25 protein-coding genes are annotated in these 23,714 nt (G+C 61.3%); 15 read left to right on the forward strand and 10 right to left on the reverse strand.

Features of this window, described 5'->3' with window-relative positions; translation table 11 throughout:
- Nucleotides 1-17: 17 nt before the first annotated feature.
- From D3870_RS07795 to motD, 3 genes are read left to right on the forward strand one after another with little or no spacing between them, the layout of a single operon-like run.
- Nucleotides 18-749: an RNA polymerase sigma factor FliA gene (locus D3870_RS07795; protein WP_119741825.1), complete on the forward strand. Its 732-nt coding sequence runs from the start codon at nucleotides 18-20 to the stop codon at nucleotides 747-749.
- A complete protein-coding gene (locus tag D3870_RS07800) occupies nucleotides 731-1,468 on the forward strand; it encodes a flagellar motor protein (protein WP_119738048.1) in 738 nt (245 codons plus the stop codon). The genes D3870_RS07795 and D3870_RS07800 overlap by 19 nt, the downstream gene beginning before the upstream one ends.
- A 13-nt stretch (nucleotides 1,469-1,481) precedes the next feature.
- Nucleotides 1,482-2,255 (forward strand): flagellar motor protein MotD, encoded by a 774-nt coding sequence (motD, locus tag D3870_RS07805; RefSeq protein ID WP_119738050.1) that lies wholly within the window; start codon nucleotides 1,482-1,484, stop codon nucleotides 2,253-2,255.
- 153 nt (nucleotides 2,256-2,408) lie between these two features.
- Here motD and D3870_RS07810 read toward each other — a convergent pair whose 3' ends face one another.
- The 3 genes from D3870_RS07810 to flgA all read right to left on the reverse strand — a co-directional run bounded on the left by D3870_RS07810 (nucleotide 2,409) and on the right by flgA (nucleotide 4,015).
- Nucleotides 2,409-2,885, reverse strand: coding sequence for a flagella synthesis protein FlgN (locus D3870_RS07810; protein WP_119738052.1), 477 nt, complete (start codon nucleotides 2,883-2,885; stop codon nucleotides 2,409-2,411).
- A gap of 8 nt (nucleotides 2,886-2,893) precedes the next feature.
- Nucleotides 2,894-3,193: a flagellar biosynthesis anti-sigma factor FlgM gene (gene flgM, locus D3870_RS07815; RefSeq protein ID WP_119738054.1), complete on the reverse strand. Its 300-nt coding sequence runs from the start codon at nucleotides 3,191-3,193 to the stop codon at nucleotides 2,894-2,896.
- 117 nt (nucleotides 3,194-3,310) lie between these two features.
- Entirely contained in the window at nucleotides 3,311-4,015 is a 705-nt protein-coding gene (gene flgA, locus D3870_RS07820) for a flagellar basal body P-ring formation chaperone FlgA (RefSeq protein WP_119738056.1), read from the reverse strand.
- A gap of 204 nt (nucleotides 4,016-4,219) precedes the next feature.
- Here flgA and flgB point away from each other — a divergent pair, with 204 nt between their 5' ends.
- The 12 genes from flgB to D3870_RS23030 all read left to right on the forward strand — a co-directional run bounded on the left by flgB (nucleotide 4,220) and on the right by D3870_RS23030 (nucleotide 16,969).
- Nucleotides 4,220-4,636, forward strand: coding sequence for a flagellar basal body rod protein FlgB (gene flgB, locus D3870_RS07825; RefSeq protein ID WP_119738058.1), 417 nt, complete (start codon nucleotides 4,220-4,222; stop codon nucleotides 4,634-4,636).
- Between the two features lie 2 nt (nucleotides 4,637-4,638).
- Entirely contained in the window at nucleotides 4,639-5,043 is a 405-nt protein-coding gene (gene flgC / locus D3870_RS07830; protein ID WP_119738060.1) for a flagellar basal body rod protein FlgC, read from the forward strand.
- Nucleotides 5,044-5,057: 14 nt separating this feature from the next.
- On the forward strand, nucleotides 5,058-5,729 hold the full coding sequence (locus tag D3870_RS07835; protein WP_119738062.1) for a flagellar hook assembly protein FlgD: 672 nt from the start codon (nucleotides 5,058-5,060) through the stop codon (nucleotides 5,727-5,729).
- 29 nt (nucleotides 5,730-5,758) lie between these two features.
- The gene (gene flgE / locus D3870_RS07840; protein ID WP_119738064.1) at nucleotides 5,759-7,018 is read left to right on the forward strand and encodes a flagellar hook protein FlgE; all 1,260 of its coding nucleotides are present in this window, start codon (nucleotides 5,759-5,761) and stop codon (nucleotides 7,016-7,018) included.
- Nucleotides 7,019-7,091: 73 nt separating this feature from the next.
- Nucleotides 7,092-7,832, forward strand: coding sequence for a flagellar basal-body rod protein FlgF (flgF, locus tag D3870_RS07845; protein ID WP_119738066.1), 741 nt, complete (start codon nucleotides 7,092-7,094; stop codon nucleotides 7,830-7,832).
- A gap of 92 nt (nucleotides 7,833-7,924) precedes the next feature.
- Entirely contained in the window at nucleotides 7,925-8,707 is a 783-nt protein-coding gene (gene flgG / locus D3870_RS07850) for a flagellar basal-body rod protein FlgG (RefSeq protein ID WP_119738068.1), read from the forward strand.
- Nucleotides 8,708-8,722: 15 nt separating this feature from the next.
- Nucleotides 8,723-9,394, forward strand: coding sequence for a flagellar basal body L-ring protein FlgH (locus D3870_RS07855; protein ID WP_119738070.1), 672 nt, complete (start codon nucleotides 8,723-8,725; stop codon nucleotides 9,392-9,394).
- 37 nt (nucleotides 9,395-9,431) lie between these two features.
- Entirely contained in the window at nucleotides 9,432-10,544 is a 1,113-nt protein-coding gene (locus D3870_RS07860; RefSeq protein ID WP_242489899.1) for a flagellar basal body P-ring protein FlgI, read from the forward strand.
- 12 nt (nucleotides 10,545-10,556) lie between these two features.
- Complete coding sequence (gene flgJ / locus D3870_RS07865) at nucleotides 10,557-11,465, forward strand: flagellar assembly peptidoglycan hydrolase FlgJ (RefSeq protein ID WP_119738073.1); 909 nt, start codon at nucleotides 10,557-10,559, stop codon at nucleotides 11,463-11,465.
- 128 nt (nucleotides 11,466-11,593) lie between these two features.
- Nucleotides 11,594-13,609 carry a flagellar hook-associated protein FlgK gene (gene flgK, locus D3870_RS07870; protein WP_119738075.1) on the forward strand — a complete coding sequence of 672 codons (2,016 nt, stop codon included), beginning with the start codon at nucleotides 11,594-11,596 and terminating at the stop codon, nucleotides 13,607-13,609.
- 130 nt (nucleotides 13,610-13,739) lie between these two features.
- Entirely contained in the window at nucleotides 13,740-15,008 is a 1,269-nt protein-coding gene (gene flgL, locus D3870_RS07875) for a flagellar hook-associated protein FlgL (protein ID WP_119738076.1), read from the forward strand.
- Nucleotides 15,009-15,238: 230 nt separating this feature from the next.
- Nucleotides 15,239-16,969 (forward strand): methyl-accepting chemotaxis protein, encoded by a 1,731-nt coding sequence (locus tag D3870_RS23030; RefSeq protein ID WP_119738078.1) that lies wholly within the window; start codon nucleotides 15,239-15,241, stop codon nucleotides 16,967-16,969.
- A 122-nt stretch (nucleotides 16,970-17,091) separates the two neighbouring features.
- Here D3870_RS23030 and D3870_RS07885 read toward each other — a convergent pair whose 3' ends face one another.
- From D3870_RS07885 to fliP, 7 genes are all read right to left on the reverse strand, one after another.
- Nucleotides 17,092-17,628, reverse strand: a complete 537-nt coding sequence (locus tag D3870_RS07885; RefSeq protein ID WP_147375738.1) for a hypothetical protein — start codon at nucleotides 17,626-17,628, stop codon at nucleotides 17,092-17,094.
- Between the two features lie 57 nt (nucleotides 17,629-17,685).
- Nucleotides 17,686-18,792 (reverse strand): MliC family protein, encoded by a 1,107-nt coding sequence (locus D3870_RS07890; RefSeq protein ID WP_119738081.1) that lies wholly within the window; start codon nucleotides 18,790-18,792, stop codon nucleotides 17,686-17,688.
- Nucleotides 18,793-18,887: 95 nt separating this feature from the next.
- Nucleotides 18,888-19,713 (reverse strand): IS5 family transposase gene (locus D3870_RS07895; RefSeq protein ID WP_199710509.1). Its coding sequence is split into 2 segments (ribosomal slippage): nucleotides 18,888-19,343 and nucleotides 19,345-19,713, totalling 825 coding nucleotides; the frame shifts between segments, so codons are not numbered across the junction.
- A gap of 399 nt (nucleotides 19,714-20,112) precedes the next feature.
- Nucleotides 20,113-21,363 (reverse strand): LssY C-terminal domain-containing protein, encoded by a 1,251-nt coding sequence (locus D3870_RS07900; RefSeq protein WP_119738083.1) that lies wholly within the window; start codon nucleotides 21,361-21,363, stop codon nucleotides 20,113-20,115.
- Between the two features lie 402 nt (nucleotides 21,364-21,765).
- Entirely contained in the window at nucleotides 21,766-22,560 is a 795-nt protein-coding gene (gene fliR, locus D3870_RS07905) for a flagellar biosynthetic protein FliR (RefSeq protein WP_119738085.1), read from the reverse strand.
- 93 nt (nucleotides 22,561-22,653) lie between these two features.
- Nucleotides 22,654-22,923, reverse strand: coding sequence for a flagellar biosynthesis protein FliQ (gene fliQ / locus D3870_RS07910; protein WP_119738087.1), 270 nt, complete (start codon nucleotides 22,921-22,923; stop codon nucleotides 22,654-22,656).
- 10 nt (nucleotides 22,924-22,933) lie between these two features.
- Nucleotides 22,934-23,692 carry a flagellar type III secretion system pore protein FliP gene (fliP, locus tag D3870_RS07915; protein ID WP_277986343.1) on the reverse strand — a complete coding sequence of 253 codons (759 nt, stop codon included), beginning with the start codon at nucleotides 23,690-23,692 and terminating at the stop codon, nucleotides 22,934-22,936.
- Nucleotides 23,693-23,714 lie beyond the last annotated feature (22 nt).

The following is a 23,714-nucleotide window of genomic DNA, read 5'->3' on the forward strand; positions in this document are numbered from 1 at the left end:
GCAAAACAGGCTTTCAAATGTATACGGTTAGTGGAAAAACAGATAAACAGGACCTTCTCGTGGAGCATGCCTCGCTGGTCAAGCGGCTGGCGCATCAGATGCGCGCCAAGCTGCCGCCCAGCGTGGAAGTGGACGATTTGATCCAGGCCGGCATGATGGGCTTGCTGGACGCCGTCAATCGCTACGAAGAAACGCATGGCGCACAATTCGAAACTTACGCGGTGCAGCGAATTCGCGGCGCGATGCTCGACGAGCTGCGCAGCAGCGACTGGCTGCCGCGCAGCATCCGGCAAAACATGCGCAAGGTCGATGTCGCGATCAATGCCGTGCAGCAGCGGCTTGGCCGCTCGCCCAGCGAAACCGAAATTGCCGATGAGCTCAAGGTGTCGCTGCCGGATTACCAGGAAATGCTGTCCGACGGCAGCGGCCACCAGTTGATTTACTACGAAGACTTTCACGATGGCGACGGCAACGAAAACTTTCTCGACCGCTATTGCGTCGATGAGGCGAGCGATCCGCTGCGCTGCCTCGTCAACGGCGCATTCCGCGGCGCTGTCGTCGATGCGATCGAGGGACTGCCGGAACGCGAGAAGATACTGATGAGCCTGTACTACGAGCAGGAACTCAACCTGAAGGAGATTGGTGCCGTGATGGGTGTATCGGAGTCGCGCGTATGCCAGTTGCACAGCCAGGCCATTTCGCGCCTGCGCTCGAAGCTGCGAGAAGAATCATGGACTGGGCTAGCGTAGCCGGTCTTGTGCTTGCGCTGGTCGGCATTATCGCCGGCCGGGCGCTCGAAGGAGGGGCCATCGGCGCGCTGATGCAGCCGGCGGCGTTCGCCATCGTCGTCATCGGCACCTGCGGTGCCGTGCTGCTGCAAAGTGGCAAGGCGAACTTCGTCCGTGGCGTGAAGATGCTGCGCTGGGTGTTTTCGCCGCCTGTCGAAGACCTGCCTGCATTGACCGCCGAAATCAACCGCTGGAGCGCGGCGGCGCGGCGCGAAGGATTGTTGAGTCTGGAGCGGCACCTGCTTGCGGTCAGCGACCCCTTCGTCAACAAGGCGATGCGGCTGGTGGTCGACGGCATCGATCCCAACCGGATTCGCGAGATTCTCGATCGCGACATCTCGTCGTTCGAACGGCACGAGCGCCAGGCAGTGAAGATATGGGAAGCGGCTGGCGGCTATGCGCCGACGATCGGCATCCTTGGCGCGGTGCTGGGGCTCATTCACGTGATGGAAAACCTGTCCGACCCGGGCAAGCTCGGCAGCGGCATTGCGGTGGCGTTTGTCGCCACCATTTACGGCGTCGGTCTTGCCAATCTGGTCTTCCTGCCGATCGCCAACAAGCTGAAGGCGATTGTCGCTGGACAGGTCGCGCGGCAGGAGATGATGGCCGATGTGTTCTTCAGCATCGCCGCCGGCGACAATGCGCGCATCATCCAGGAACGCATCTCGGCGTATCGATAAGCGGCCCGACAACATGCCACGCAAGCGATACGAAGAAGAACCCGACAACCACGACCGCTGGATGGTGTCGTACGCCGATTTCATCACGCTGCTGTTCGCATTCTTCGTGGTGATGTACGCGATCTCCTCGGTCAATGACGGCAAGTACCGCGTACTGTCCAGTTCGCTGATCAGCGCATTCAGCAACGGCACAAAACCGCTCATCATCAACGACGACAATCGTCCGCAGCCCCCGGTGCAGATCGCACCGCCGTCGCAGAAGCGCCAGGGCGAGGCATTGCGGCGCGAGCGCGAGCACATGACCCGCATCGCGCGCGACATCCTGACCGTCCTTGCGCCGCTGATCGATCAGGGCAAGGTGCGGGTGACGCAGACCGACCGCGGCGTCAAGGTGGAAATCAATGCCAGTGTGCTGTTTGCGCCTGGCGATGCGCGACTCGCCGTCGAGAGCAGCGAGGCGCTGAAGGCGGTCGCGGCAGTGCTGAAAGACGACGTGCGCGCCATTCAGGTGGAAGGTCACACCGACAGCGTACCGATCAGAAATGCGCTGTTTGCCTCCAACTGGGAGCTGTCGGCGGTGCGCGCAAGCAGCGTGGTCAGGCTCTTCATCGACAATGGCGTTGCCGAAAGCCGCTTGACGGCGGTAGGCCGCGGATCGACGCAAGCCGTTGGCGATAACGACACTGCCGACGGCAGACAGCGCAACCGGCGTGTTGCAGTCATCATCATGTCCTCCTTGCCCGAGACGGTAACGGACGTGCAGGTGGAGGCGGGGCCGGTCAAATAGGGCTCAGGGGTCTGCAAGCAAAGCGTGCGGAATACGCCTCATGCCGATACGCGCCGGGATGACGATGATTTCAGTCATCGCCGGTGCCTTGCTTGAATGATGGATATCGCTGCCGGAAACCGGCGAGGGGAAAAGCGTCTCAGGCGCGGCGTGTCAGCCAGCCGCCAGCCGGCGTCCGCCGAGCTTCGTGGTTGATTGGCCGTCCGGGCCGTAGAAGTTGCCGCCTTGCGCGGCGGCGTGCAGCACGTTCAATGCATTCTGGTTGCGTGCCATGTGCTGGTTGATCAGCATGCCATTGACGCGATTGAGTTCCTTGGCCGACTGCGCAAGCATCAGCAATCCGTTCCAGGTTTCGCGCACGTCGGCGGGAGCGTCCGTACCGTTCGCCCAGGCATGCATGCCTGGTTCGGTCGCCTCGACGCCTGCTTCGGCCAGCGCACGATGGCGCTGCGATGACAGTGCCGACATGCGCGCCGCGATTCCCGCCTTCTCCTCGGTCAGCCTGGCGAGTCCGTCCACGTCGGCGGCAATCAGGAAAGCCTGTTCCTGCCGGAGCAGGTCCAGCAGGCTTTGCGCCGCCTTGTATTCTTCGGCGAGGCTTTCTCCCAGTCCGATTCCGAGGGATTGCATGGCGTGGTTTAACCTTTGCGGGTGGAAATCAGGTCTTTGACCGTGTCGATCAGGCCGTCGGCGATGCGCTGTGCATCGACCTGGAAAGTGCCGTTGGCGATCGCGGCCTTGATCTCGTTGACCTTGTCCGTATTGAACACGCCCTTGTCGCCGGATTGACCGGCCAGCGCGCGCGCCTGTGTGGACAGCGTGACGTTGTCGGAAGGGGTCTTTTCGACGCCCGCCTTGTCGACTGCCTTGCCGGAGCGGTTTTGCGGCGCGCCGATGCCTAGATCTGCGCTTTTCTTGATTGAGTCATTGATTTTCACGACTTCGTCCTTGTCTCGTTTGGGGCCTATCGCCGCCGTCAGATTGAATATCGGCGATATTAGCGCAAACTTTAATGCCTTATCAGCATCAATTTTAACTTCTGGTTAAATTGATAACTAATAGCTGATTTCCACTACCCCGCCCATCCGTGCGACACCGCTGACCATCTGGCCGTTGGCGGCGCGCGCCTGCGTAACCTGGCCGTCGTTGGCGTTGTTCAGCGCCCGGCCTTCGGTGGATACCTGGAAGCCGGGACCCGAGGATACCAGTCGCACCACCTGGCCCTGTTGTATTGCCTGCTGGTTGCGCAAGGCATCCTGGCGCAGCGGCGTGCCAGCCGGCAGCGACATCGACAGGGTGCGGCCCACGGCCTGGGATGGATCGGTGATGATCCCGGCGGGGAGGGCGGTGAGGTCGCCTTTTACCTGGACGAGATCGTTCTGGCTGATGCTCTGCCCCTGCGCAAGCGGTGCGGCTGTTGACACATAAGTGCCTTGTACGCGGACCGTGGCGGAGACGTAGATGGTCCAGGCCGATGGCGCGGTGCAGCGCACGCCGACCGTGGTTTTGCCCCAGACGCGGCCCGCGGGCGGCAGGAAGGCTTCCGGCGTGGCGCATGCTGGCAGGTTCAGGCGAGGGTCGATCGCGCCGACCGCGATGCTGACCTTGCCCGGCAGTCCTGCCGACTGGGTTTGCAGGAACTGTTCGACCGCTTGCCGCAATGCGGCCTGGGACTGGCGCTGACTTTGCTCTTGCGCGAGCGCGCCATGCGCGAACGACAGCGCAAACAGGGCAGCAAGTGCTTTGGCGAAGAGAGTCATCGTGGGGAAGGGGATCGAATTCAGCGCTCATGTTACTGCTCGCGCGAGGCTGCAAAGGGTGGAATAGGGTGGCTTTTTGCAGTCTTATCGCCTGATTGTGTTGCTCGGGTGCTCCGTATGATCGACGCTATGTAAAAGTCCGTCATGAGGATGAATCCGTCCCGACCGGACGACTTGCACGGCCGATAGACCCTGGGAGGTGCGATGATCGGAAAACTTGACGAAGCCTTTCGCTTCCATGAAACGGCGCTGAGTTTGCGGGCGCAGCGCCAGCAATTGCTGGCATCGAACATAGCGAATGCGGACACGCCGCATTACAAGGCGCGGGACGTGGATTTCGGCAAGGCGCTGCAAAACGCGATGTCCGGTTCAAGCGCCAACCCGGCACCGGTGGCGGTTGTCAAGACAGCGGCAAGCCATCTGTCGCCGCAAGGCGCGCCCACGATCGGCGGGCTCGAACCGCAATACCGCTCGACCATCCAGGGCAGCGTTGACGGCAATACCGTTGACATGGACATGGAGCGCAATCAGTTCACCGACAATGCGCTGCGCTACGAGGCGGGGATCACGCTGATGTCGGGCGAGATCAAGAAAATGCTGACAGCCATACAGGGACAATAATCATGTCGCTATTCAACATCTTCAACGTCGCCGGTTCGGCCATGAGCGCGCAGGGACAGCGACTCAACGTAGTGTCCAGCAATATCGCCAACGCCGACAGTACGACCAGCGCCGACGGCAAGACCTACCGCGCCAAGCAGGTGGTGTTTTCCGTCGTGCCGATGGCCAATCCTGCGGCTTCCGGCGTCAAGGTGCAGCAAGTCGTCGAGGATCAGTCGCCGCTGAAAATGGTGCACGATCCGAAGCATCCGCAAGCCGATGAAAATGGCTATGTCGCGATGCCTAATGTCAACGTGGTGGAGGAAATGGTCAACATGATCTCCGCGTCGCGTTCCTATCAGACCAACGTCGAGACGATGAACGCGGCCAAGACGATGCTGCTGAAAACCTTGACTCTCGGCCAGTAAGAAAGGACCAATTCATGGCGACCACTATCGACAACGGCGTGTCTCAAAGCCTGCTCGATTCGATGAATCCGAACAAGGCCACCTCCAAGACGACGGCGGAGGAGGCGCAGGACCGCTTCATGACGCTGCTGATCACGCAGATGAAGAACCAGGACCCGCTGAACCCGCTCGACAATGCGCAGGTCACCAGCCAGCTCGCGCAGCTGTCGACCGTGACCGGCATCGACAAGCTCAATACGACACTGGAAACCCTGAAGGGAAGTTACCAGGCCAGCCAGACCTTGCAGGCCGCCAGCATGATCGGACACGGTGTGTTGACGCCGGGTTCCGGAACCGATCTGGCCGAGGGCATGGCGCTGATGGGGGTGGAGTTGACCCAGCCGGTCGACAAGCTGGTCGTGACCATTCTGGACTCCAACGGCAAGGAAGTGCGCACGCTCGACATGGGCTCGCAGGATCCTGGCACGGTGGCCGTGCCGTGGGATGGCAAGACCAATGACGGCGCTGATGCGGAAGCCGGCCACTATACGTTCAAGATTACCGCCACGCTTGGCAGCGAAACAATGCCGGCGACCGCGCTGCAGTTTGGCATGGTTACCAGCGTCTCGACCAACGCGCAGGGCGTCAAGCTCAATGTGCCCGGTCAGGGCGAAGTCGACTTCGCCGATGTCCGGCAAATTCTTTGATCCGATAGCACACATCCAGGGAGATAGATATGGCTTTTCAACAAGGTCTTAGCGGCTTGAACGCAGCGAGCAAGAGTCTGGAAGTAATCGGCAACAACGTTTCCAATGCCGGTACCGTCGGCTTCAAGCAGGCACAGGCGCAGTTCGCCGACGTGTATGCGAATTCGCTGGCTGGCGGCGGCGGATCCCAGGTCGGTATCGGTACCAAGCTGGTTCGCGTCGCACAGCAATTCACCCAGGGCAATATCAGCGGCACCAACAATCCGCTGGATATCGCGATCAACGGCAAGGGTTTCTTCCGCATGAATAATGCCGGGGACATTACCTACAGCCGCAACGGTCAATTCATCCTCAACAAGGACGGCTTCATCGAAAATGCCAGCGGCGCGCTGCTGACCGGCTATCCGGTCGGGCCAAACGGCGTGGTTTCGGCCGGTGCGCCGATTCCGCTGGAGATCAATGCCGCCGACCTGTCTCCGACGCCGACCGGCACATACGATCTGGTGCTCAATCTGGACTCGCGCGTGACGGCAATTCCCGTCGCCACCGCCTTTGATCCGAACAATCCTGGCACCTACCATAAATCGGTCCCGGTGCCGGTCTATGACAGTCTGGGCAATTCGCATCTTCTGCAAACCTATTACGTGAATCGGGGCCCGGTACCGGGACCGGGCAATTCGTGGGATGTCTACGGACAAGTCACGCTGTCGGACGGAACAACGCAGATGCTCGGCGGTGCGGCCGTCCCCCCGTATGCCACGATCGGCACGCTCGCCTTCAGCAACGCCGGCGTGATGACCCCGGCGGCACCGCTGGTGGTGAACTTCACACCGCCTGGCGCAGCGGCGATGGCGATCAATGTCAGCCATGCCAGCACGACGCAGTTCGGCTCGGCGATGAGCGTCAACAGCCAGGCGCAGAACGGCTACACCTCGGGCAGCCTGACCGGCTTCAGCGTCGCCGCCGACGGCAAGTTCATCGGCCGCTACAGCAACGGCAAGGCCAACGTGCTGGGCCAACTGGCGTTGGTGAACTTCGCCAACCCGAACGGATTGCAGGCCATGGGCGACAACGCCTTTACCGAGACTTCGCTGTCCGGCGTGCCGCTGATCGGCACCCCCGGCAGCAGCGGCATGGGTGCGGTGCAGTCGTCCGCAGTCGAGGAGTCGAACGTCGATCTGACCGAAGAGTTGGTCAACATGATCACGGCCCAACGTATCTATCAGGCCAATGCGCAGACCATCAAGACCGAAGACCAGATCATGCAGACGCTGGTCAACCTGAGGTGATCGACTCATTGAAGCATTGATGCCGGAAGCGATGCCGGCCTGACCGGCATCGCCTGAACACGGGAGCAGCAAGATGGACCGTCTGATTTACACCGCCATGACTGGCGCCAAGCACATCGTGGAGCAGCAGGCCACGGTGTCGAACAATCTGGCCAACGCGACGACCACCGGTTTTCGCGCCCAGCTCGATACCTTCCGCGCAGTGCCTGTGCTCGGCCAAGGCTTGCCGACGCGTACCTTCGTGGTCGATTCCACGGTCGGTACCGACTTCCGAGCGGGAGCGATCCAGCAGACCGGACGCGATCTCGACGTCGCGATCCAGGGGGAAGGCTGGCTTGCGGTGGAACGAGCTGACGGCACCGAGGGCTACACCCGCCACGGCAGCCTGAAGCTGAACGAAAATGGCGTGCTGCAAACCCACAGCGGCTTGAACGTGATGGGCGACGGCGGTCCGATCAGCATTCCGCCGGATGTCGTCGTCACGATCGCCAAGGATGGCACGATTTCCACGGTGTCCACCGGCACGGTGCCGGGGGCGACCACGGTTCTTGGCCGCATCAAGCTGGTCAATCCGCCGCAGGACACACTGGTGCGCGGCGACGACGGACTGTTCAACGTGAAGAATGGCGACGTGGCCGAAGCGGATGCCGGTGTCTCGCTGCTCGGCGGCGCGCTGGAGGGCAGCAACGTCAATGTCGTCGATTCGATGGTCAACATGATCAACCTCGCGCGGCAATTCGAGATGCACATGAATTTGTTGAAGAACGCCGAGAACAATGCCGCCAAGGCGGACCAGTTCCTCGCTTTGAGCTGACGGCGGGCGCGGCACAATTTGCACTGACTCATTGCCGATGCGTGTGATGCACATGCAGCGGCGTTGGCCAAACAAGGCTTCTGGAGGAAAAAATGATTCGTTCCCTGTGGATTTCCAAAACCGGTCTGGATGCGCAACAAACGCAGATGGACGTCATTTCCAACAACCTGGCCAACGTCAGCACCACCGGATTCAAGCGTTCCCGTGCGGTGTTCGAGGACCTGCTGTACCAGACGCTGCGTCAGCCGGGGGCGCAATCTTCCCAGCAAACCCAGCTGCCTTCCGGCCTGCAGGTCGGCACCGGCGTGCGTCCGGTTGCGACCGAACGGATTTTCACGCAGGGCAACCTGCAGCAGACCGGCAACGCCAAGGATGTCGCCATCAACGGGCAGGGCTTCTTCCAGGTGCTTCTGCCGGATGGCAATACCGCCTACACCCGCGATGGTTCCTTCCAGGTCGATAGCCAGGGACAGCTGGTCACATCGAGTGGATTCGTGGTGCAGCCCGCCATCACCATTCCGGCCAATGCGCAGAGCCTCACGGTCGCGCGCGATGGTGTGGTATCGATCACGCAGGCAGGCGTGGCTGCGCCGGTCCAGATTGGTTCGCTTCAGCTCGTGACCTTCATCAATCCGGCCGGACTGGAAAGCAAGGGCGAAAACCTGTATGTGGAAACCGGCGCATCCGGTACGCCCAACGTCAACACGCCGGGCACCAATGGGGCCGGCCTGCTGATGCAGAACTACGTGGAAACCTCCAACGTCAACGTGGTCGAGGAAATGGTCAACATGATCCAGACCCAGCGCGCCTACGAAATCAACAGCAAGGCGATCACGACTTCGGACCAGATGCTGCAGAAGCTGTCGCAGTTGTAAGACGTTGCCGCCGACATGAACAGATTTTCCGCGCTCATCGTCTTCGCCGCACTGGCGGCGGGCCTTGCCGGTTGCGCGAGCGTGCCGGACACGATCATCCAGCAGCCGCTTACGGCCAGGCCACAGGCGGCTCCGGTGCCTGCGCCGGCCAACGGCACCATCTTCCAGACTTCGTCCTACCGGCCGGTGTTCGAGGATCGGCGTGCACGCCTCGTCGGCGACACGATGGTAATCACCATCGTCGAGAGGACGAGCGCAGGCAAGTCGGCCGGAAATTCCGCCAGCAAGAGCGGTTCGGTGGATTACTCGGCAGGTGCCTTGCTTGGCCTGCCGGCCTCGACGCTGGCGAAGGTTAGGGCCCAGGCGGAAGGGGCAAACACGTTTGACGAGAAGGGCGCTTCCAGCTCCAGCAATACGTTTTCCGGCACGATCGCGGTCACCGTGGTCGACGTGCTGCCGAACGGCAATCTGCTGGTGAGCGGTGAAAAGCAAGTCGCATTCGACAAGGGCGTGGAGTTCGTTCGCTTTTCCGGCGTGGTGAATCCGGCGACGGTCGCTGCGGGTAACGTGGTGCCATCAACCCAGGTCGCCGATGCGCGGATCGAATACCGCACCAACAGCCGCCTCGACAAGACGGAAATGATGTCGCAGCTCACGCGCTTCTTCTTCAGCCTGTTGCCGATCTGAGCGTGATGCAGCAGGGGACACGCACATGAATATCAGCATGCCATCAGTGAAAAGATTTCTTCCAATCCTGCTCGGAGCACTGTGCATTGCCGCTGCGGGCAGCAGCCACGCGGAACGGCTCAAGGATCTCGCCAGCATCCAGGGCGTGCGGCAGAATCAGTTGATGGGCTATGGCCTTGTCGTCGGTCTCGACGGCAGCGGCGACCAGACGACGCAGACACCGTTCACCGTGCAAAGCGTGGTGAGCATGTTGCAGAACATGGGTGTCAACCTGCCGCCGGGAGCAAGCCTCCAGCTCAAGAATGTCGCGGCGGTGGTGGTGACAAGCTCGCTGCCGGCATTCGCGCAGCCGGGCCAGACACTGGACGTGACCGTTTCCTCCATGGGGAATGCCAAGAGCCTGCGCGGCGGCACGCTGGTGATGACGCCGTTGAAGGGTGCCGATGGCCAGATTTACGCCATGGCGCAGGGCAACGTGGTGGTGGGCGGCGTCGGTGCATCGTCCGCCGGCAGCCGGACCACGATCAACCACTTGAGCGTCGGCCGCATTTCCGCAGGCGCGACGGTCGAACGCGCAGTGCCGACCGCACTCGGCCAGGACAACATGGTGCAGCTGGAGTTGAACGACAGCGACTTTTCCACTGCCAGCCGCGTGGTCGATGCCATCAACCGGCGCTTCGGACCGGACACGGCATCTGCGCAGGATGGCCGGGTGATTCGCGTGCGCACGCCGGGCAGCAGCGATGCGCGGGTGTCCTTCCTCGGCGCGCTGGAAAGCCTTCCAGTCACGCCGGCGCAGACCGCCGCCAAGGTCATTCTCAACGCACGCACCGGCTCGGTCGTGATGAATCAGGCAGTCACGCTCGACAGCTGCGCGGTATCGCACGGCAACCTGTCGGTCATCATCAATACCGAAAACACACCCAGCCAGCCAGCCCCGTTTTCGCAAGGTCAAACGGTGGTTACGCAGAATTCGCAAATCGAGATCAAGAAGGAACCGGGACAGGTCATGCTGCTGAAAGCGGGGACGTCGCTGGCCGAGGTGGTCAAGGCGCTCAACGCCATCGGCGCGACACCGCAGGACCTGCTGGCGATCCTGCAGGCGATGAAGGCGGCCGGTTCCTTGCGGGCCGAACTGGAAGTGATCTGACCTGACAGCGCCATGATCAATCTGCCCAATTCCAGCAACAGCCTTGCAATCGACACCAAGAGTGTCGAATCCCTGCGCCAATCCGCCAAGCAGAATTCGCCCGAGGCGCTGAAGGAAGCCAGCAAGCAGTTCGAATCGCTGTTCCTGAACATGGTGATGAAAAGCATGCGCGAAGCATCACCAAAGGAAGGTCTCTTCGACAACGAGCAAAGCCGCATGTACACCTCCATGCTGGACCAGCAACTCAGTCAGACCATGGCAAATCGTGGCGTGGGCCTGGCTGACATGCTGGTGCGGCAGCTGTCTTCGACGATGAGCAAGCAGGGGCTGCCGGCGGATGGCGGGCAGGACGTGCTCAACAGCATGATCGACGGCCAGGCCCGCAAATACAATCCGTGGCAGCCGTCTGCGGCACCATCCGCCGCCGCGACGGAGAGTGCGAAGGGAAGCAGCAGGCAGCCGGCCCACGTGCAGGCATTCCAGGAGCGTCTGGCGTCGCATGCGCAAGAGGCGAGCAGCACGACGGGCATTCCTGCCAAATTCATGCTCGCTCAGGCGGCGCTCGAAAGCGGCTGGGGCAAGCGGGAAATCCGCGCCGCCGACGGCAGCGCGAGCCATAACCTGTTCGGCATCAAGGCCGGCAAGGGATGGAAGGGCAAGGTAGTGGAGGCGGTGACGACCGAATATGTGAACGGCGTGCCGGAGAAACGCGTCGAGAAGTTCCGCGCATATGACTCGTATGCGGATGCGTTCCGCGACTATGCCAAGCTGCTGCGCAACAATCCGCGCTACGAAAATGTGCTGGCCAACGCCACGGACGCAACCAGCTTTGCGCAGGGGCTGCAGCGCGCCGGTTATGCAACCGATCCGAATTACGCAAACAAGCTGGCGAAGATCATCACGAAAAACTTGTCTGCCTGACAAGTAGGCTGCCACACGGATGGCGGCACCGGGCCCGGCGTTGCCATCATGTCAAACATCGGGCTCAAGTTTTCCCGCGGGCTGCCGTTCACTGGGATGTCGCGATATAACAAAAGAGTGAAACCACTATGGCCAATATCCTAAGCACCGCTCAAAGCGGTCTGCTCGCCGCGCAGGCCGGACTTGCCACGACCGGACACAACATCGCCAACCAGAAAACGCCGGGCTACAGCCGGCAACTGGTGATTCAGTCGGCGATCAGTGGCCAGTACGAATTCGGCGGCTTCATCGGCAAGGGCACATCGGTCGTGGCGGTAAGACGCCAGTACAGCGACTATCTCGGCGCGCAGCTGCAGAACATCAATACGGCCAAGGGGCAGATCGATTCCCACTTTACGGAAATCAGCCGCATCAACAATCTGCTGGCCGATCAATCGTCGGGTCTCGCGCCGGTGCTCCAGGACTTCTTCAAAAGCGTGCAGGCATTGAGCGGTGGCTCCAGCGAGGTGCCATCGCGCGGCGGCATGCTGGCGGCGGCAGAGAGTCTGGCAGGGCGCTTTCAAAGCCTGAACGGCCAGATGCAGGAGATGCGCGAGCAGGTCAACACCCAGATTTCGACCGTCGTCGGCACGATCAACTCGTACGCGCAACAGATCGCGGCGCTGAACGACGCGATCAGCAAGGCGCAGACTGGCGCCGACAACCAGGCACCGAACGATCTGCTCGACCAGCGCGATTATCTGGTGGGAGAACTGAGCAAGGAAACCCAGGTATCGGTCATCAAGGAAGGCCTTAACTACACGGTCTTTATCGGCAACGGCCAGCCGATGGTGATCGGCTCGACGGCATCGAAGCTGGCGGTGGTGCCATCGCCGACCGATCCGCGTCAGCTGCAGGTCGGCTATGTCGCGGGTAGCGGCACCACAGTCCCGCTCGCTGAAAACGGCCTGCCCGGCGGCAAGCTGGGCGGCTTGTTCGAATTCCGCTCCAAGACGCTGGATTCGGCACAGAATGCCTTGGGCCGGATCGCACTGGGATTGGCCGCAACGTTCAATGCGCAGCACAAGCTCGGGCAGGACCAGAACGGCGCGATGGGCGGAAACTTTTTCTCGGAAGCGATTCCCGTAGTCCACTCGAACAGTTTCAACAAGGGCGTCCCGGCAGGCACGCCTGCCGTGCTCGATGCCAGCATCGCCGATGTCGGCAAGCTCACCGGCAGCGACTACACGTTCGCCCGCGATGGCGTCGGCAACTATGTCATCACGCGCGTGGCAGACAATGTGCAGGTGTATTCGAATGCGGCACCGCCTGCGGCACCGATCGACGGCGTCAATTTCACCATCAGCTCCGGCACGATGGCCAGCGGCGACAACTATCTGGTGAGACCGACGATCAATGGCGCAGCATCGTTCAATGTGCTGGTCAAGGATCAGGCTCTGATCGCGGCGGCGGTTCCGATTGTCACTGCATACGACACCACCAACGCCGGCACCGGCGCGATCAGCGAAGGCACGATCGACGGCAATTTCCTGCCGGCGATGGCGGCCACGCCGATTTCGCTGGCGTTCGATGCGGCAACGGGCGAGTTCAACGATGCCGCAACGGGACCGGGCACCGGCTTCGCGTTTCCGGTCAAGGTGACCGTGAACGGCACTTCGACCATCTATGCGGCGGGCACCCCTGTGCCCTATTCGGCGGGCGCGACCATCACATTCGGCGCGTCATTGCCCGGACCGCCGCCCGATGTCGGCGGCATGAGCATCAAGATTACCGGCGTGCCCAAGGACGGCGACAAGTTCACGGTCAGCGCAAATCCCAAGTCGGACAGCGACAACCGCAACATGCTGCTGCTGGGGGCCTTGCAGACCGCGAACACGCTGGTCAACGGCACCACCACGTATCAAGGCGCTTTCGGGCAGCTGGTCAGCCAGATCGGCAACAAGACGCACGAACTGGAAGTGACCCAGAGCGCGGAGGAGAAGCTGCTTGAACAGGTGACCCAGTCCCAGCAGGCGGTATCCGGCGTCAACCTCGACGAAGAGGCGACCAACCTGATCCGCTACCAGCAGGCATACCAGGCTTCCGCGAAGGTGATGCAGGCAGTACAGGAAATGTTCGATATCCTTGCCTCGCTGGGACGCTGATTGCTGAACCGGGCGGCTGAACCAGGGCAAGGGATTCGCACAAAAAATCGCATGACCACTTCAGAGATGGGAAATCGTGCCGATAACGGTATATCAATGTAAACAAGCCGGTCGACAGGAGTAAGCAGCCATGCGCATCAGCACGAATATGATATTCGACCTGGGGGCAAACAGACTCAGCCAGCTGCAGGCAGGGCTCGTCAAAACCCAGCAGCAGCTGTCCACGCAGCGTCGTGTGCTGACCCCTGCCGATGACCCGGTCGCAGCCGCCTCCGCCCTTGGCATATCGCAATCCCTGTCGATCAACGAGCAGTTTGCCTCCAACCGGAATACCGCCAAAAGTGCGCTGGGTGAAATGGAAAGCATCCTGCAAAGCGTCACCAGCCTGTATCAGGATGTGAAGACGCTGATCGTCAATGCCGGTAACGGCTCGATAGAAGATGAGCAACGCCAGTATCTGTCTGCAGAACTGAAGGGACGCTTCGAAGAGCTGCTGGGTCTGGCGAACAGCCGCGACGGCATTGGACGATACATGTTCGGCGGCTTCAAGACCTCGTCGCAGCCGTTTTTCCAGACGGCGACCGGCGCGCAATATGCCGGCGACCAGGGCAAGCAGCTGCTGCAAGTCGATACCTCGCGCAACATTGCACTGAACGACACCGGCAATACGATCTTCGAGGCCAACAGGACTGGCAACGGTATTTTCCTTACTTCTGCGGCCGCCGGTAATACCGGTTCCGGCATCATCGGCACCGGCGCCGTCGTCAATGCCGGAGTAATGACCGGTCATGACTACAGCATCGACTTTACGGTGGTGCCGGGCCCGCTGCCCACTGTTCCCGGCACGACGACATTCACGGTCAGGGACAACGTCACCGGCAACTATATGGATCCCGCCACCGGCGTGTTCAACCTCGCGGCTCCGCCGGCGGTCGGCACAACCTATGCAGCGGGAGAGGCCATCTCCGTCGACGGCATGCAGTTTGAGATCCAGGGCAATCCTGCCAATGGCGACCAGTTCGACATCGAGCCGAGCCGCAATCAAAGCATTTTCACGACCCTGACCAATCTGCTGACGACGTTGAATACCACCGGCGCAGGTGCGGCCGGTCAGGCAAATCTGACCAATGGCCTCAACGCTGCCAACAACAACATCGATCATGCACTGGACACTCTGCTGAACGTGCGCGCAAGCGTCGGTACACGTCTGAAGGAGATCGAGACACTCGACAGCAGCGGCTCGGACCTCAACATCCAGTACACGGAAACCTTGCACAGATTGCAGGACATCAATCTTGCCGAGACGATTTCCAGCTTCACGCAGCAGCAGATCGCACTTCAGGCCGCACAGCAGTCATTCACCAAGATCACCGGACTGTCGCTGTTCAATTTCATTTGATGCGCCTTGCCGCGTACTGCCTGAGTCTTGCAGGCGCGGCATCGCATCAGCCGGAACATCGGGAATCAGTTCCCCGGACGTAAATCACCAATCACCGCAACGACACCCGCACGATTCAAGAAACCATCCGCATCCACTCGCATCCACCCACGTCCGCAGAACGGCACGGAAAATGCGAGTCGGCGCATCAGATCATCCATATCGCAACAACCGTCACACCCGAGGAACATATGAGCTTGAACGACATCAAGGTATCCCGCAAGTTATGGGCCACCATCGTGGTACTCCTGGCCGCCATGCTGGCAGTCTCTTTCTTCACCAGCCGCTACAGCCGTCACGTTCAGGAGGAGGCAATGACGCAGGTCGAGCGTCACGACAACCTGATCACGGTCGCGACAAAGTGGAAGGCCATGGCGGAAACCAATTCGCTGCGCGCGGTGGCCGCCGGCCTCAGTGCCGATCAGGTCGCCACCGATTTTTTCAATGCCGAACTGAAGAAAGGGATCGCCGAGTCCAGCGGGATCCAGAAATACCTGGTGGAGAATGCCAATACCGCCGAGGACAAGAAGGCGATGGATGAAATCGGCAAGGCTCGCACGCACATCCTCGCGGTTACCAAGAAGCTCATGGATGCGAAGGCTACAGGCGATGCCGAAGCGCTGAAGAAGGTGCTCGATTCCGAGTTGATGCCTGCCACCGACGTCTACGTCGGCGCCATGGGCAATTTCGTCAAACTCCAGGAGACGCAGCGCGACGACACCAAGGCGCGCTCCGAGGAAGCCCGCAACATGGCTTCCACGATCGGCTTGGTGAGTGCCGCACTGGTTTTTGCACTGGGCATGGGTTGTGCTGCGGTACTGGTGCGCTCCATCAACCAGCCGCTGGCGCACGCCGTACGGGTAGCCGAAGGCATCGCGGCCGGCGACCTGACGCAGCGCATCGACGATTCCCGTCGCGACGAATTCGGCCAGCTCATGCGAGCCATGCGGCGCATGAACGAATCGCTGGCCGGCGTGGTGGGCAATGTGCTCGCGTCCACTGAAAGCATCGGCACCGCCAGCTCGGAAATCGCGACTGGTAATCTCGACCTGTCCGCACGCACCGAGCAGACGGCTTCCAATTTGCAGCAGACCGCCGCTTCGATGGAGCAGATCACGGAGAGCGTGCGCCACAACGCCGATGCTGCGAATCAGGCCAACCAGCTGACGTCGGCCGCTTCCGACGCGGCCACGCGTGGCGGCAAGGTCGTCAGCGAGGTCGTGGACACGATGCAGGCGATCACGGCATCGTCGCAGAAGATCGCCGACATCATCGGCGTGATCGACGGCATTGCATTCCAGACCAATATCCTGGCGCTTAATGCGGCGGTCGAAGCAGCCCGTGCGGGCGAGCAAGGGCGCGGTTTCGCGGTGGTGGCCAGCGAGGTGCGCAATCTCGCGCAGCGTTCGGCACAGGCGGCCAAGGAGATCAAGAGCCTGATCGATACCTCGACCGAAAAGGTCGAGGCTGGTGCGGAACTGGTGCAGACGGCGGGCGCGACGATGGAAGAGATCGTGGCCTCGGTACGTCGTGTCACGGACATCATGCACGAGATCACGGCGGCAACCACCGAGCAATCAACCGGAATCAATGAAGTCAACAAGGCGGTCGGCAACCTCGATCAAATGACGCAGCAAAACGCGGCCCTCGTGGAAGAGGCCGCCGCAGCGGCGACCTCGATGCAGGAACAGGCCCGGCATCTGGCCGACACCGTCAGCACATTCAAGGTCAACGATGCCCAGCGTACAGGAATCATTCCGGCAGGCAGCGTAGCGCGGGTGGCGCAGGCGCCGCGCGCCCGGACGCCCGCAGTGGCGGTGTCCCGCAAGCCGGTGCCGGCAAAACCTGCGGCAATCAAGGCGTCATCTCCGAAGCAGCTGGCGGCGGCAACGGGATCGAATGATGATTGGGAAGAGTTCTGAGCATCGAATCCATCGCCATCCCGGCCTTCCCCTTGAAGGGGAGGGCGGCACGCTACGCGATGTTCCCCTGAAAATGCACCGGCACGCCGCAGCAATCGGTGAGGCAGTGAACTCTGACCACGCTACTTGCCGCCGCGGTCAGGTGCGGCTGGTTTGGTGCCTATTGCGCCAGGCCGCTCCAATTGGAACCAAGGTGCCTTGGTGACCAACCAGCCGACCCCAAGGCCGAGGAACATCGTGAAAACGCACATGAATGGCAGAGGGACAAACGCTACCACCGCTGTCGAGGACACGTCCCTCCCGCTATAAACGGGCTCCCACACACTCCAATGAATGGGCACCATCAACCCCAGCGCCCCAAGGAGTCCGAAGATCGAAAGCCAGGCGACACGCCGTCGGGAAAAACCGGCCGGTAGAAACAGCAGAATCGCGCTCAGGACAACGAAGGGGATCAGACTCCAGACGGCAAGCAGGAAAAGGTTGTGTCCCTCGGCGAACTGTCGGCCCAGGATATCCTTGAAAGCCGGCCCTATCGTTTGGCCTCCTACCCCAACCGCCAGGACAAAGACGACTAGGGACGGTGTCATGAAGCCAATGGCAAGAGGGCCCACGACCCAAGGCCACGATTCGCGCATTCGCTGAATTTGAGCAATTGCCATCACGTCATCCCTTGTCGTCAAACGTCCGACTTCAGCGGCGACATCCCGCAGATCAGATCACGTCGCCTTGCAGGAATAGGTCTTCCCAAACCATTTCATCATCGCCTCGCCGTGATGCTCCCAGAACTCAGCGTTCTTGGTGGTGTACTTCGTCCCGCTGCCCGCCTGCGTCTCGAATGCGACTACCTGGCGATTGCCCACAGTCAAGACGGCTGACGGCGGTTCTGTTTTCTCGTAAAAGGCGGCGGTGACCGGCTTGTCCTCGAGGCCCTTGCAACGGTATTCGACCGGCGTCGGGGCCATGAGGTCGCCGTTCCTGATCTGCAGGACAGCGAGCCGGCGCTGGTAGGCCGACGTGGCACAGTCCTTTACGTCCTTCTGCTTCGCGCACGCATTGCGCTCGGCGATCCATGCCCGCTGGTTTGCGCGTTCCGAGGTCTTGTCGCTGTCCGCCCATTCCGATTTGGGCGACATGCCCTTGGCGTACGCATTGGCCACAGCGCGGTCGAGGGCGGCAAGGCTGGTATCGCCGCACACCCGCTTCTCGACCGCTGTCGCCGCTTTCGCGCAATCGAAGGATGGCCCGGACCCAGCCGACGCGGCAGCCGACACCGGCGCGCTGCCGGCCGCGAGGACCTTGCCGTCGGCCATCGACTTGTATTCGTTGATCAGCATCTGCGAGCCTGTCGCCGTGGCCCGCTTCACCCGAGGACCGGGCACGGTCGGATTGCCCGGATAGGACTTGCCGTCGAATGCCAGCGTGACATCCCCGCTCTTGCCGCCACCACCACCCACGCGCACGACCAGATCGCGCCAGCCCGAAGATCTGTTGGACGATGCTCGGATCGGCGGCTGCGTGACGCTGATGTTGGAGACGAGCCGATAACCGGTGCCTTCGGACGTGAAGACGAGCAGGTTGCAACCTCCGGTGCCGCACACCGTCGGGCCGACCACGTACACGAGGACCTCGGGCTTGCCATCGCCGTTCAGGTCGACCGAGCTGTCGAAATACCGCAGTTCGTCGTCAGCGAAGGTCTTGCGGATCGAGTTCGCGATGTCAGCAGGAAGCGCGGATTGGGCCATGCTGTGCGAGACGCCGCTCGCGACGCAGGCGACGGCCGCCATGCGCATGATGGCGCGGAGGGAATGTATCGTAACGATCATGAGAAACTCCTGAGAGATGTCCGGGGTGTTCGACGACTCGGACACGAACCCTCGCGTCACAGCATTATCGCTGGCTCAACTCCAAGGCTTAGAGCCTATCCCAGTAGGCCTATGCTTCGCCAGGTGATAATGCCGCAGGCGAGATGAAGGAACGCGAGATGGTTCTTCGCCTTCTTGGCCCAACGAATCAGCAAGCCACGAAACCGGTTCAGCCAGCTATGCGTACGCTCCACCACCCAGCGGCGGGCTCTCGTTCCCGTCTGCCGCTGCTGCGCTTCCTCCCCGCGTGACCGGATGTGCGCCCGGTAGCCCAATTCAAGCGCCAACTGCTGGATCTGCGGATAGTCATAGCCCTTGTCCAGGCACAGTCCTTGTGGCCACACCGCAAGCAATGACGGTCGCCCCACTTCCAGCGACTCCAGTGTCGGTCGCGCCAGCTTCATGTCATGGCGGTTCGCACCATCAATGACGATGGCCAGGGGAATGCCGTGTGCGTCCGTCAGCAGGCTGCGCTTGACGCCGCCTTTGCCGCGATCCGTTGGATTGGGGCCGATTTTTTTCCCCACCCAGAGGAGCCTTGGTCATCGCGCCGTCGAGTGACAGCCAGGACCAGTCGATTTCCCGCAACGCCGCTGCCGACAACAGCCCATGCATCCAGAACTCCTCGAACACGCCGGCATCAACCCATTCCTGAAAGCGCCGATGCGCCGAACTGCTGGAACAAATGCCGGTACCGTTCAATGCATTCCACTGGCAACCGGTACGCAACACGAACAAGATCGCATCCATGGCTGCCCGGTCGCAGACACGCGGGTTATGGCAGCCCAGCGGATGTGGCTTGCGTGGCGGTAAAAGCGGCTCCATTTGCGCCCAGAGTCTGTCTGGCAAACGCCAGCCGTCGTCCTGCTTGACCATGCCCATGTCGAACCTCCTTCGCCAACATGCGCTTGGACCACCATTTACCTCGCAATTTCCCTTGCCGACGGCCTACCGGGATAGGCTCTTAACCGAAACGGCTTTCGTTTTTGATATTGGTCTATCAGGACGGTACAGGTAGGGGGCAGCAGCAACCGGGTCGACTACTCACGGCGTTAAGGCTGCGCTGAACAAGCCGCCGAATCTCGGATTCGGATCGATTTGACCGATGCAGATCCGTGAATTGGCGTGTTCGGCCCGTTTCTCATTGCCCTTGCGGGCAGTCGGCTGTTTCCACCCGTTTTCAGCCCACTACGGGCACAGCTGCGCCATCAACCGGCGACGCGCCAGGGTGTCAGTCAACCGCTCGCAGCCGAGCGCCAAGCGGCGAAGGCAGTGCCAGGACTATTCGTTCCGAAGCTGCTGCGCCGACACCGGATAGTGCTCCCCGAACAGTTCGATGGTGGAGGTATCGGATCGCTTCTCTTTCAACATCACGATCGCCCGCAGCCCGTCCGTGTAATACGGGTCGTTCTCCGCGTTGCGGCGCGGGGCCGTCCGCGCGGCGGCGCCGACGCCTTTGGTATAGGAGAGCCGCTGCGCCAGTTGCGAGGTCATGAGATCTTGCAGCAGGTAAAACCGGGCCTCGTCGAGCGCAGGATCGATTTCGTGCGTGGTGGGCGGCCACAAGCGGCCCGACAGTTTCACTCCGACGTCGCGACTGATCTGTGCGGCCCAGACCGCCTGCCCGCGCCACGTCACGGGTGTCAGCCACAGCCGGAGATGGTTGCGCTCCGCGACGAGCTCGCGGCTCTTTTGATAGGCGATGTCTTGCGTGCGCCCGAGGAAGCGCAGGTCGGACACGGCGCCATACGGCAGGCGGCTGCCGGACAGGAAGGCGAACGCCATCTTCAGTGATGCCGAGCCGGACACGACTTCCGCCAAGGTCCAGCCGCGCGAGGCGAGCGCATGCCTGACCAGTTCAAGCGAACCGACGAGAACGAAATTGATCGGGTCGGCCTCCTGTCCCTCGGGGCCGATGGTGCAGCACGGCAATGTGGCCACGTAATCGATCAAGCCGGCGTCATCCAGATCCGGCAAGGTCTGGCCCGGATAAATCCGCTCTTGCGAAGGGATAGGCGGCCTGTGCAAACCGGGGACAAGCAACACGAACGGGAAATCGCGGCGATGCCCCGGCGTCATGAGCTGCACCGTGACAGCCTTGAGTCCCTCTTCGGCGCGCACGAAGATCATGCCGGAGGTCACGCTCTTCGGCGGGATGAGTACGGGCAATGCGTTGTTTTCGACGCGCGTGACCAGTTCTTGCGGGGGATGCCGGCCAGCGACGCGTCGCAGCACTTCGGAGGGAATGAAGTAGTCGTGGTCGATGGCGATTGGAAACAGCCAGTAGGAGGCCGTATCGTCGTTCCGGATGCGCAGCCAGATCGGCTGGATACCGACATCGTGCAGCGATACGCCAAGCGCATCCGTGCTTTCCTGTGCGCCGAGAGCCGCCGCCGCGACGCTCACCGGGCCGTCCTGGCGGATCACGGCGCGCAATTCGGGTGGCGCCGGGTCGGTTTCGAACGGCCGTTCCACGGCGCAGCCCGCCAGACTCATGAAGATGAACAACACGATGTACAAGCGTGGTTTCATGGCCGCTCCACAGCGATTGTCAACATTGAATTGCAGGCGTATCCGGCTCCGCTTCAATTCATCGACCGCGGACCCTTGTGCAGCATCGTATCCGCGCTATCGATGCGGATAAAGACCAGTCCCGGAAATTCGAATTAGACAATGATGTGCAGGGGCATGTTCAGCACGCTCGAACTCGAACGTGTCATCCGTGATTGCATTGCCGTTTATAACCAGAACCCGACTCAATAATGACTCAGGACACTGGTGTCCTGAATTCGAAATTCGCTGCATAAAAGATGACGAGAATCGCACCGATACCGCGTCAAAAATGCTCGCAAGGCCTCGGCCTTGCTGCGCTTTTTTCCTTGTCTCGTCGCGATTTCATCACTTTTATTTGCAACGAATTTCAAACTCAGGACACTAGCGCGGCTTCGGCACCATCGCCGCAGTGATCTGCTGGATTGCATCGATGCCGTCCTGAAGCAGTCGCGTCATCGGGGTGGCGAGATACGGCAGCGACAGCGCCAGCATCAGGAAGCCGACACCGATGGTGATCGGAAATCCGATGCCGAACAGGTTGAGTGCAGGCGCGGCACGCGTGAGAATGCCGAGCGCGATATTGGTGATCAGCAATGCCGCGACGATGGGCAGCGACAGCTGAATGCCAGCGCTGAAAATCTTTGCCCCCCAGCCAGCCAGATGCCGGAATCCCTCGCCCGACAGCGTCGCCGCCGAGATCGGCAAGGATGTGAAGCTGTGCGCCAGCGTCGACAGCAGCACCAGATGCATGTTCGTTGCGAGATACACCATCATGGTCAGCAGCGCCAGGAACTGGCTGATCGCCGATGAGCGTCCGCGCGATTGCGGATCGTAGAAGACCGCAAACCCCAGGCCCATCGTCATGCTGCTGACTTCCCCCGCCAGTTCGATGCTGGCGAACACGATGCGCATCGCGAACCCCATCGCAAGGCCGATCACCAGCTGTTGCAGGAGGATGAGCAGCCCTGGCAGGGACATCGGATCCATGGCGGGGAGGGTGGGGACGGTCGGCGCGATGACGATCGCCAGCATGACACCGAGGCCGAGCTTGAGCCGAGCCGGCACACTGACGTTGCCGAACAGCGGCGCGACCGAGATCAAACCCAGGATGCGGGTGAGCGGCCAAAGAAAGGATGCGACCCAGGTGTAGAGTTCGGCGCTGGTAATGGTGATCATGTCAGGGTGATCATGTCGGTCGCAATGCGATGTCGGCCTGGCCGGTTCGCGCCGCGTCCATGGATGCGGGCAAGTTGCGGCGCAATCGGCGTCCTAACCGACCAGGCTGGGAATGTTGGTGAAGATATCGCGCATGTAGTCCAGCATGGTGGTCAGCATCCACGGGCCGGCGATCACGAGTGCGACGAACACGCCGATCAGTTTGGGAATGAACGACAGCGTGGTTTCGTTGATCTGGGTCGCCGCCTGAAAGATGCTGACGATCAGGCCGATGCCCAGCGCGACGAGCAGCATCGGTGCGGACACCATCAAGGTGACTTCCATCGCGTGGCGGCCGAGCGTCATGACGCTTTCAGGAGTCATCGGTCTGTCCTTAGTAGAAGCTTTGGGCGAGAGAGCCGATCAGCAACTGCCAGCCATCGACCAGCACAAACAGCATCAGCTTGAACGGCAGCGAGACGATTGCGGGCGACATCATCATCATCCCCATCGACATCAGCACGCTGGCGACCACCATGTCGATGATCAGGAACGGGATGAAGATCGCGAAGCTGATCTGGAACGCGGTTTTCAGCTCGCTGGTGACGAAGGCGGGGATCAACACGCGCAGCGGCACGTCATCGGGGGTTTGCAGGGCGGGGCCGTTCGACATCTTCACGTACAGCGCAAGGTCGGCCTCGCGCGTCTGTTTCATCATGAATGTCTTCAGCGGCACAACGCCTTTTTCGAGCGCCTGCTGCATGGTGATCTTGTTTTCGGATAGCGGCTGATAGGCCTCGACGTAAATCTTGTCGAGCACCGGTCCCATCACGAACAGGGTCAGGAACAGCGCCAGCCCGACCATTACCTGATTCGGCGGGGCGGTTTGCGTGCCAAGTGCCTGGCGCAACAGGGACAGCACGATGATGATGCGGGTGAAGCTGGTCATCATCATCAGCGCCGCCGGCAGGAAGGACAGGCTGGTCAGCAGCAGCAGCGTCTGCAGGCTGAGGGAGTAGGTCTGGCCGCCGCCTGCGGCGGGCGTGCTGGTGATGGCCGGCAAACCGGCAGTTTGCGCGGCAGCCAGCATCGGCAGGCTCAACAGCGCGAGCGGCAATGCGGCCCTCAATCCTGTCTGCAATTTCCTGGTCATCGCTGGAACCGCTGACTGCAAC

Source organism: Noviherbaspirillum cavernae, from assembly GCF_003590875.1.
GTDB lineage: Bacteria > Pseudomonadota > Gammaproteobacteria > Burkholderiales > Burkholderiaceae_D > Noviherbaspirillum > Noviherbaspirillum cavernae.